The following is an 8,931-nucleotide window of genomic DNA, read 5'->3' as shown; positions in this document are numbered from 1 at the left end:
ATTAACCCCTGTATCCCCTCTAAATGGGATGGGTTTAAGATGAAAAGGGTGTTTAGGGATGTTACGTATAATATCCATGTTAAGAACCCGGATCATATAAGTAAGGGGATAAAAAAAATTCTGGTAAATGGGACACCCATTAATTCCAATATTGTTCCCATTCTGGAAAAGGGTAAGGAACATACCGTGGAAGTGATAATGGGATAATGAATTTAAACAGCCGCATTTATTAATGAGGAAGTTTGTTTTTTAGTACACCGTATACAAATGTTCCAAATACTGCTGCTGCAATAACAATCAGCATACTTATTACCCCCGTGCCAAACAGAACATACAAGGGACCGGGGCAAGCACCAGCAAGTGCCCAACCAAAACCGAAAACAGTGCCACCTACAATATAACGAATAAAGCCACTGTCTTTTGGAATCAGATATATTTGATTCCCTTCTATATTTTTCACGCCAAATACTTTAAATAACCACACAAATAAAGCGCCCAAAAACACTGCAGAACCAATGATGCCGTACATATGAAACGACTGAAATTTAAACATTTCATAAATCCTGTACCAGGAAACGGCCTCAGATTTTACGAGGACAATCCCAAAGAAAATACCTACTAAAAAGAATTTTATAACTTTCATTGTCCGAATATTATGGGTAGAAGAAAATGGGTCATTATTAAACCCCCTATAAAAAAACCAACCACTGCAACTAACGAAGGCCATTGAAGATTACTGAGTCCTGTAATAGCATGACCCGAAGTACAACCGCCCGCGTAGCGTGTTCCAAAACCAACCAGGAAACCTGCAATAATAAGAATGGCCATGCCCTTAACGGTTAAAACATTATCCCATGCATAGATTTCAGCAGGTAAAAGTGTTTCACCTGCATTGACAAATCCAAGTTGGCTAAGGTCCGCAACGGTTTGAGAATTTAGGGCTATGGTGGAACCATCAGACAGAAAATTAACAGCTATATAGCCGCCAATAATAGCGCCCAGAACTACAACAAGGTTCCAACGATACGCTTTCCAGTCGAAGCGGAAGAAATCAGAATATTTTCCGGCACCACCAATACTGCATAGGGTTCTCAGGGTAGTTGACATGCCAAATGTTTTGCCGAAATAAATCAGCAATAACATTATTAGTGTTATTAAAGGGCCCGAAACATACCAGGGCCAGGGTTTAAGCAGATACTCCATTTCCTTTATTTAAAATAAATATAACTCAATAATTGTCGGATTTTTGAAATATAAATTACACAGAAACGATTTATAAGACATGCCTTACGCCTTTAAACATTTTGAAAGAAGACAGATTCGATTATTGTTTTTCGTAAACTTCGCTCATAAAACCTGGCAGGTCCTCGTTAGTAGTATTGGTTAACCTATTACCATTAAGGTTATATAAAAACAAGGTGCTATTTAAAAATAAAGACAGTTGCGAATTTTGAAATTGCCAGACTCCTGAAGAGTTATTACTTGTATTACTGCACCTAATATCGAATAGCCCTCCTGTTATGGTAGTAATTTCTAAATTAACAACAGTAGAACTCCAGGTACCGTCACCATTAATTTCAAGTGTTCCTGTCGCGCAGGGTAATTCTGTCAAAATATTCGAAGTCGAATTCCCATCTCCGTTAATATCCTGAGGTGGATTAATATTTAGTTCGGCCAAATTCCAGGTACCCACAACAGCATCATTGTTATCCACAATAGGTGCATTATCGTCTGATGAGCAAGCCTGAAAAATAAATATAAAGACAATTAGGGGTATTAAAACCTTGATCTTTTTCATCACTTTAATATTTTTTGTAATTATTCAAAAGTAAATGTTTTTGATGATAATAGATCAGTTTTTGTAATTGGAATAGCGCAACCAATAGGAATAGCGGTTTTATATTATGCGCGCAGCAGTAAATAATAACAATTGAATAGCAGAAAAACTATTAGATTTGGATAAATGTATTTTAAACAGTGCATGTAATTTTATCTTTTTATTTTATACCCTTGAATTATGAATAAAAGTAATTATCCCAGGTCATTTTCACATATTGGTATTACGGTACCGGATATTAAAAAAGCGGTTGAGTTCTATGAGGAAGTAATGGGTTGGTATGTTATAATGCCACCTTCAAAAGTCACAAAAGAAAGAGATACTGCTATTGGCCAAATGTGCATAGATGTTTTTGGAGAGCATTGGGAAACTTTTGAAATTGCACATATGTCTACTTCAGATGGGATAGGAATTGAGTTGTTTTCATTTCCTGATATGGATAACAAGAAACCGGAATTTTCCCCTTTTAGGACAGGACTTTTTCATTTTTGTGTCCAGGACCCGGAAATAGAGGCTTTGACAAATAAAATTGTTGAATACGGTGGAAAACAACGTATGCCGATTAGAGCGTACTACCCAAATGAAAAGCCATACAAAATGGTTTATGTGGAAGATCCTTTTGGCGTAGTATTCGAGATATATACCCATAGTTATGAATTGACGTATTCTTCCGGAGCCTATCAGGACTAAAAAACGGATACTGGTTGGTTCTTAATCCAAATGGATGTAAGGGTACAATGCATGGAACCTATTCCTGAGAAGTAAAATTAATCGAAGATGAAAAAATTAAAATCAATACTGTTCATTGCGGCTATTTTAAGTACCATATCTTGTGTGGTTGTAAACACTGCAAAAGGCGGTAAGGCCTCAGAAGATTGGCAATACCTTTTTAATGGAAAGAACCTGGAGGGCTGGGTAGTAAAAGTGCATCACCATGAATTGGGTGATAACTATGCGAATACTTTTCGGGTAAGCGATGGGAAAATTCAAATTAACTATGATGATTATGATGTATTTGATGAACGATTTGCCCATCTTTTCTATAAGGAATCATTCTCGTCTTATCACTTGAAGTTTGAGTATAAATTTACAGACCAATGGCTAAAGGATGCTCCTGTTTATACGTATAGGAATAGTGGGGTTATGTTTCATTCTCAGGATCCCAAAACCATTTTAAAAGACCAGAACTGGCCTATTTCTGTGGAATACCAAATATTAGCCGATGAAGGGAATGGCGTTCCGCGCCCAACTGGAAATATGTGCTCACCGGGAACAGATGTTCTGTATAATACTAAAATTGATCCAAGACATTGTATCAATTCTTCATCTAAAACATATAAATGGGACCAGTGGGTAAGCGGAGAATTAATGGTTTATGCCGATTCTCTTGTGATACATATTGTCGATGGTGAAGAAGTATTGCGGTATAGCAAGCCTCAAATAGGAGGAGCAGTGGCAGACGGATTTGACCCTGCAATCAAAATTGATGGTAAACTACTAAAAGAAGGCTACATAGGACTACAATCTGAAGGTCAGGGCATAGAATTCAGGGAAATAAAAATTAAAAAATTAGATTAATCAATCAGGCATTATCCACCTTTGCAATGCCTATAAAGAAGAATTTTAATTACTATGAAATCTTATAAATTATTTTTAATCCTCCTGGGTTTGTTCCTGGCAAACTGTAAAACGAATAAAGAACCCACACCAAAATTTGAACATGATATTACAATGGGACCAACCCCGTGGACCAGTGAATCGTTTGAATTAGAGGAGGAGGATTTTACATTTGCAATCATCTCAGATTTAAATGGAGGTGAACGGGAAGGAGTTTACAGTACAGCTGTATCCCAATTAAACAGATTGGATCCTACTTTTGTGCTTAGTGTGGGCGATTTAATTGATGGAGGTACCGAAGACTCTTTACAACTGGCCAAAGAGTGGGATTCTTTTGATGCCCGAACCTCAAAACTCAATATGCCTTTTTTTTATTTGGGGGGGAACCACGATCTGACCAATCCAAGGATGAGGGAATTCTGGAAAAACAGGTTTGGGCCACGTTATTATCATTTCGTATACGAAGATGTTTTATTTCTAATGATGGACTCTGAGGACTATACTGAAAAACGGATGTTAGAGATTTATCATGCACGAGCTGAAGCCCTTAAAATTATAAAGGGTGATATTGAGGGAATTTATGAAGAATCTGAATATTACAATATGCCCGAGCGTCGACTTGGAGGTATGAGTGCGGATCAATTGCTTTATTTTAAAGAGGTCCTCAATCAATATCCCAGCGTAAAATGGACTTTTATTTTAATGCACAAACCACTTTGGAGGAGAGAAGATGATAAAGGTTTGGGGCAATTGGAAACAGTTTTATCTAATCGAAATTATACCGTAATTAACGGTCACTTACATTCCTTTTCACATAGGATCAGAAACAAAATGGATTATATGATCCTGGGTACCACCGGCGGAAGCCAGGAGTTGGGTGATTCTCTTGCCTATGATCATGTAACCCTGGTGAGAATGGCACAAAAACCAATAATTACACATTTAAAAATGGAAGGAATTTTAGATGAAACGGGTAAAGTTCCTGATTAGGCTTTAGCCTGCTTCCAGGAGTATGGTTTAAAAGATAACAACCTGATTCTATGACGATGATTTACCGGTAAATGTCATTCGAAATGACATTATCAAAGAAGTGAAAATTATACAGGAGCAGCTGTAAACATTTTTTATAGCTGCTCCTTTAGTATCTTTTGGTTTAATGATACTTTACTAAATACCAATCATACTTACATTAATTCTGATTGTTTTGATCTATTCTTTTTTAATAAGTTGTGAGGCTCCGGTTAAATGCTTTTCAGTTACTAAAGCACCTCCTTCATAGGTAAGTGAGCTGGCTCCGGCAGCATCTATTTTAATTGTCTCTGAAACAGAAAGTTGGGCATTACTGGCTCCGGAAAGAGCAATAGTTAAATTTTTGACTAAAAAATCATAGTTGAGCAATTCGCTACCACCTGACAACTCTGCCTTGAATTCACCAGTTTTCCCGAAAATATCTATTTTGGAAGCACCTTCAGCTTCAAGTTCTAAATTATCAGTATTTAACTGACCAGTAAAAATAGAAGCGCCAGATAAGTCAATTTTAGCTGATTCTGCTGTTAGTTCAGATTCCAGGGTTATCTTGGAAGCCCCGGTGGCGAGATAATAGTCAATGCTCTTTGTGGTAATGTAAACATTCATTGTTGCGTTTCCGCGAATATTAGTATGTTTTTTAAGCTTAATTTCCAGATTGTTGTCTTTCATTTCTACAACAACAAGATTTTGAATATCTTCATTGGCTTCAACAATTATTTTTTCTTCGGTATCCGAGAAGGTAACAAATGCATTAAAGGTACTGGCCACTTTCAGTCCTGTAAACCCTTTGAGGTTTACTTGAACCCTGCTTACTTGGCCAGAAACCTTTACAGTTTCTTTTTCACAAGATGTCAGTATTACTATGAGGAAGATTAAACCGGTTAATAAAGTTGTTTTTTTCATTTTCTTATAATTTATTTTAGTGCTATTTTAAGTTTTTATTTGATCCCATTAGGGGTATCCATTGAAAGTTTATTGGAGACCATTCAGTGTTTCCTTCATCGTCTATTGTATCATTTTTTACAAAAACATTATTGTTTTTGGAGTATACATTCTGTGTGCGTATCAGCCAATGTGCAGAGCTTCCAGGAGGTAGAGTATTTTTTTCCATCTTAAATTTTCTTTTTGTATCTGTTTCTACCCATATTGAATACGCCCACCTTAACACCAATTCCTACAGAGAAACCATTTATATCAGAAACCAGGCCGGGTTGAAAATCAGTGCTGCTTGAAAACCTGTACTTTAAACCCGCTTCCAGCTGTACATATCGTGAAATATTGTAGAGAACATTGACCCCAGGTTCAAATACAAATATGGCATCCCACTGATCAACGTCTGTAAAGGGGTCATCAATATCCCCGTTTAAATAGCCCACGGCGCCACCCCCTATAAGTACGGGAAACGACATGTTAACCCGGGATTTTCCAAATAAAATGGGCTCTAAATGCAATCCTCCGTAACCACCAACAAGGTCTCCATTGGAAAATGAAATACTTTGGGCATTTTGTTCCGAATAAAGCCCCACTCCAATTATTCCCACTTCGAATTGCTGATTGGCGACATAAGCTATTTTTACGCTGCCCAAATAAGTGTCTTTTTTATCAATTTGACCATAAGACCCTGCAATTCCCAGGTATACGCCATGTACCACATTTTTGCGATCATTAAACTCCACGTAGTCATTAGATTCTTGAGCATTAGTAGAGGCAATAACTTGTAACAGGATGAGAAAAAATAGTAACTTTTGATGTATCATGATTTAATTATTATTTGATTGATATAGTAATAGACAATCCGTTTTCAAAATAGTTGCATTTCTTCTTATTTTTTTTAAACAATGGTATTTTAATATTTTGGATCAGGTCTTTTTAAGAGATAGTTATCGTAATTTTAATGGAAGTTGGATAGTTTACTTCTGTTCTTTAAGTACTACCACGCCTTTATTTCCGATTAAGGACACCCTACCCAGCATTTTTTTCCCGTATGTAGCTTCAATTTCACGGATTTTTTTTACATCATTTACCATCTTTGAATTAATGTTTTCAAAGGTCTTAGGAATTCTTAGTAATCCCTCTTCCAAAACGGCATCAAATACGAAGGATGTTCCACTAATATTAAGACTGATATCCGAGGACTCTTGGTTAATAAAAACTTCAGGATCTGGTTTAAGAAATCGGGAAACTTTAAAATCCGTGACCTTAGTGCTAATATTAATAGTATTACCAACACTTTTCACAAGTGCAGTAGTAAATTTTAGCTCTCCCCTAATAGAGCCAATTTCTCCTATAGTTATTTCATCCTTATTCGAATGGATATCCAGCGTAGTTACGTTTTCTATTTTAATATTTGTGCCACGGCTATCAATCCGTAGGTCTCTGGATTCATCAATAGTAATATCACCGTTCTTTGACCTAAGATTACCGTAACCGAAAGAACGTGCCTTTAATTTCCCGTAATCTATGGTAATGTCTGCATTTTCAATGTTCTCATTAATCCAGATATCACCATGCGCAACTATTGCCTTAAGATCTCCTACCCATCCGTCAATAACAACATCACCAAATTTGTTGTTTATCTCCAATTTGGTATTGGAAGGCAGCTGAATGATATAGTCTATTTTAAGATTACTTTTACTAAAATCTAAAGGACTCTCACTGGTAAAATACTTGGCAATAAACCCTGTTTTTTTATCCTGTATTTCTGAGGTGACCGCCACATAATTGTCCATAACCCTGAAATCAGGAATAACGCGTTCTAAAAGACTTTCTGCGTTTTCTTTCTTATTACCGGTAACGGTAATGTCTATTACTATTTCAACTTTGTTTTGATCCCAGCCCTTTACAGTAATATTTCCGTATTCGTTGTTAAGCTGTAATTTCCCGGCCTCATTCATTTCAAAAGAGTTTTCTAGCCTCTTAGTTACTTTCTCCTGAGCCGTTGTAGAATGGCTTAATGCGAGAATAACCATTACAACCAGTAGTTTTTTATAAATTGTATCCATCATTTTCATCTGTTATTTTGGATTCGTTTATTTGTTGCAATAAATTTTCTATGAGCTCAATTCTTTTTTTATAATTGGTAATGATGGCCTCCAGAACAATTTCGCTGTCCAAGTTTTTTTTCATTTCCAATTTTAATACCTCATATTCATCATCCAGTTCATCTATAAAACCTAAAAATTCCTCTTTATCGTTTTCTGAGAGTCTAGGGTGGTCTTTTACCAACTGTATCTGGTGAGAGACTAAAGCCTTATAGTGCATATCAATACCCTGTAATTCTTTGGTGACCAGACCTTCCTGATATTTTTGATTTCCCGTATTGAATAAAGTCACGCCTATGATTCCTGATAGCCCTAGTACCAATAAAATACTGGCAGCAATTCGGACCATGGATATTCTCCAAAGTGGTATAACCTTGGGTTGAGGATTATCCAATTGAGCCGAAATATTTCCCCAAATTTTAGCTTTATCAGGTTCGTGTATATCAAACAATTCTTTGTTCGACCGTATATGTTTTTCAAATTTGTCCATTATTAACTGGTAATAATTGTGATTAGTTTTTTTTTAGCTCTGTGGTACTGAGATTTTGAAGTAGCTTCAGAAATCTCGAGTATCTGCCCAATCTCTTTATGTGTATAACCTTCTATTAAATAAAGATTTATGATCTGTTTATAACCGGCAGGCAGTTTTTCAATTCCGTTAATGATTTTTTGGATATCCTTTTGTTCACTCTTTTGATCACTCTTTTCACTTTCATCTTCATTCAGGTAATATTCATGGTTTTCAATTGGTGTGATTGCTATACGCTTTGTTTTAAGGTGGTTAATGCTTTTATTTATTACTATTCTCTTTAACCAGGCACCAAATGTGCTTTCATACCTAAAGTTTTTCAGGTTTTTAAATGCCTCAACAAAACTATCCTGGAGTACATCCTCAGCATCTTCTTTTATTCCTATCATTCGCATAGCAACATTGTACATGGCGTCCACATAGAGTTCATACAATTGGTATTGTGATGTTCTATCTCCCAACTTGCTTTTTTCAACAAGATATTTATGCGTATAACGTATATGGGCTTTCAACTAGATCAGGCCTTGGTTAGTTCTATTTTTGAATTATAAATTTCATTCACTTCTAAAGACAAGCTAAAAACGAAAGGGTTGCACCAGAATAAAATAATTTCGAAATAAATTGACAAAATGGATATTTTGGCTACCAAAAATTACATGTCATTCGAAATGCCTATCTTGAGGTTATGTGACGACTATTGTAGCCTAGATGTTACAAATATTGGCAGGCAAATAGAAATTTTTATTAAGATTTTGATTGGTAATCTTATTTTATAAATACGGGACACCTAATAAAAGTATATGGAAAACAAATATCTGGATATCAATACCCTTAAATTTTTACTTTACGAAGTACACGATCTTCAAAATGTTTTAGAT

13 protein-coding genes are annotated in these 8,931 nt (G+C 35.9%); 4 read left to right on the top strand and 9 right to left on the bottom strand.

Going from position 1 to position 8,931, the window contains the following annotated elements:
- The coding region (locus WBM60_RS14750) for a hypothetical protein (RefSeq protein ID WP_424283264.1) at positions 1-207 on the top strand (207 nt) is incomplete at its 5' end.
- Between the two features lie 22 nt (positions 208-229).
- On the opposite strand, the gene WBM60_RS14745 is transcribed toward WBM60_RS14750, so the two are convergent.
- The 3 genes from WBM60_RS14745 to WBM60_RS14735 all read right to left on the bottom strand — a co-directional run bounded on the left by WBM60_RS14745 (position 230) and on the right by WBM60_RS14735 (position 1,798).
- Positions 230-643 (bottom strand): DUF6691 family protein, encoded by a 414-nt coding sequence (locus tag WBM60_RS14745; protein WP_424276704.1) that lies wholly within the window; start codon positions 641-643, stop codon positions 230-232.
- Entirely contained in the window at positions 640-1,203 is a 564-nt protein-coding gene (locus WBM60_RS14740) for a YeeE/YedE family protein (RefSeq protein ID WP_424276703.1), read from the bottom strand. The genes WBM60_RS14745 and WBM60_RS14740 overlap by 4 nt, the downstream gene beginning before the upstream one ends.
- Positions 1,204-1,324: 121 nt before the next feature.
- A complete protein-coding gene (locus tag WBM60_RS14735) occupies positions 1,325-1,798 on the bottom strand; it encodes a hypothetical protein (protein WP_424261509.1) in 474 nt (157 codons plus the stop codon).
- A gap of 219 nt (positions 1,799-2,017) precedes the next feature.
- Between WBM60_RS14735 and WBM60_RS14730 the strand changes: the two genes are divergently transcribed.
- From WBM60_RS14730 to WBM60_RS14720, 3 genes are all read left to right on the top strand, one after another.
- Positions 2,018-2,527, top strand: a complete 510-nt coding sequence (locus WBM60_RS14730) for a lactoylglutathione lyase family protein (protein WP_424261507.1) — start codon at positions 2,018-2,020, stop codon at positions 2,525-2,527.
- Between the two features lie 87 nt (positions 2,528-2,614).
- On the top strand, positions 2,615-3,415 hold the full coding sequence (locus WBM60_RS14725) for a 3-keto-disaccharide hydrolase (RefSeq protein ID WP_424261506.1): 801 nt from the start codon (positions 2,615-2,617) through the stop codon (positions 3,413-3,415).
- 54 nt (positions 3,416-3,469) lie between these two features.
- A complete protein-coding gene (locus WBM60_RS14720) occupies positions 3,470-4,444 on the top strand; it encodes a metallophosphoesterase family protein (protein WP_424261504.1) in 975 nt (324 codons plus the stop codon).
- 219 nt (positions 4,445-4,663) lie between these two features.
- Here the strand turns inward: WBM60_RS14720 and WBM60_RS14715 are convergent, their stop codons facing one another.
- From WBM60_RS14715 to WBM60_RS14690, 6 genes are all read right to left on the bottom strand, one after another.
- Positions 4,664-5,386 carry a head GIN domain-containing protein gene (locus tag WBM60_RS14715; protein ID WP_424261502.1) on the bottom strand — a complete coding sequence of 241 codons (723 nt, stop codon included), beginning with the start codon at positions 5,384-5,386 and terminating at the stop codon, positions 4,664-4,666.
- Positions 5,387-5,408: 22 nt separating this feature from the next.
- A complete protein-coding gene (locus tag WBM60_RS14710) occupies positions 5,409-5,594 on the bottom strand; it encodes a hypothetical protein (RefSeq protein WP_424283263.1) in 186 nt (61 codons plus the stop codon).
- Position 5,595: 1 nt separating this feature from the next.
- Positions 5,596-6,240 carry a hypothetical protein gene (locus WBM60_RS14705; RefSeq protein WP_424276699.1) on the bottom strand — a complete coding sequence of 215 codons (645 nt, stop codon included), beginning with the start codon at positions 6,238-6,240 and terminating at the stop codon, positions 5,596-5,598.
- 153 nt (positions 6,241-6,393) lie between these two features.
- Positions 6,394-7,488 carry a hypothetical protein gene (locus WBM60_RS14700; RefSeq protein WP_424259076.1) on the bottom strand — a complete coding sequence of 365 codons (1,095 nt, stop codon included), beginning with the start codon at positions 7,486-7,488 and terminating at the stop codon, positions 6,394-6,396.
- Positions 7,469-8,014, bottom strand: a complete 546-nt coding sequence (locus WBM60_RS14695) for a hypothetical protein (RefSeq protein ID WP_424276697.1) — start codon at positions 8,012-8,014, stop codon at positions 7,469-7,471. The genes WBM60_RS14700 and WBM60_RS14695 overlap by 20 nt, the downstream gene beginning before the upstream one ends.
- 2 nt (positions 8,015-8,016) lie before the next feature.
- A complete protein-coding gene (locus tag WBM60_RS14690; RefSeq protein ID WP_424276696.1) occupies positions 8,017-8,565 on the bottom strand; it encodes an RNA polymerase sigma factor in 549 nt (182 codons plus the stop codon).
- Positions 8,566-8,931 lie beyond the last annotated feature (366 nt).

It is taken from the genome of Eudoraea sp. (assembly GCF_049669105.1).
Taxonomy (GTDB): Bacteria; Bacteroidota; Bacteroidia; order Flavobacteriales; family Flavobacteriaceae; genus Eudoraea.
This window is presented reverse-complemented; position numbering and strand designations above follow the sequence as displayed.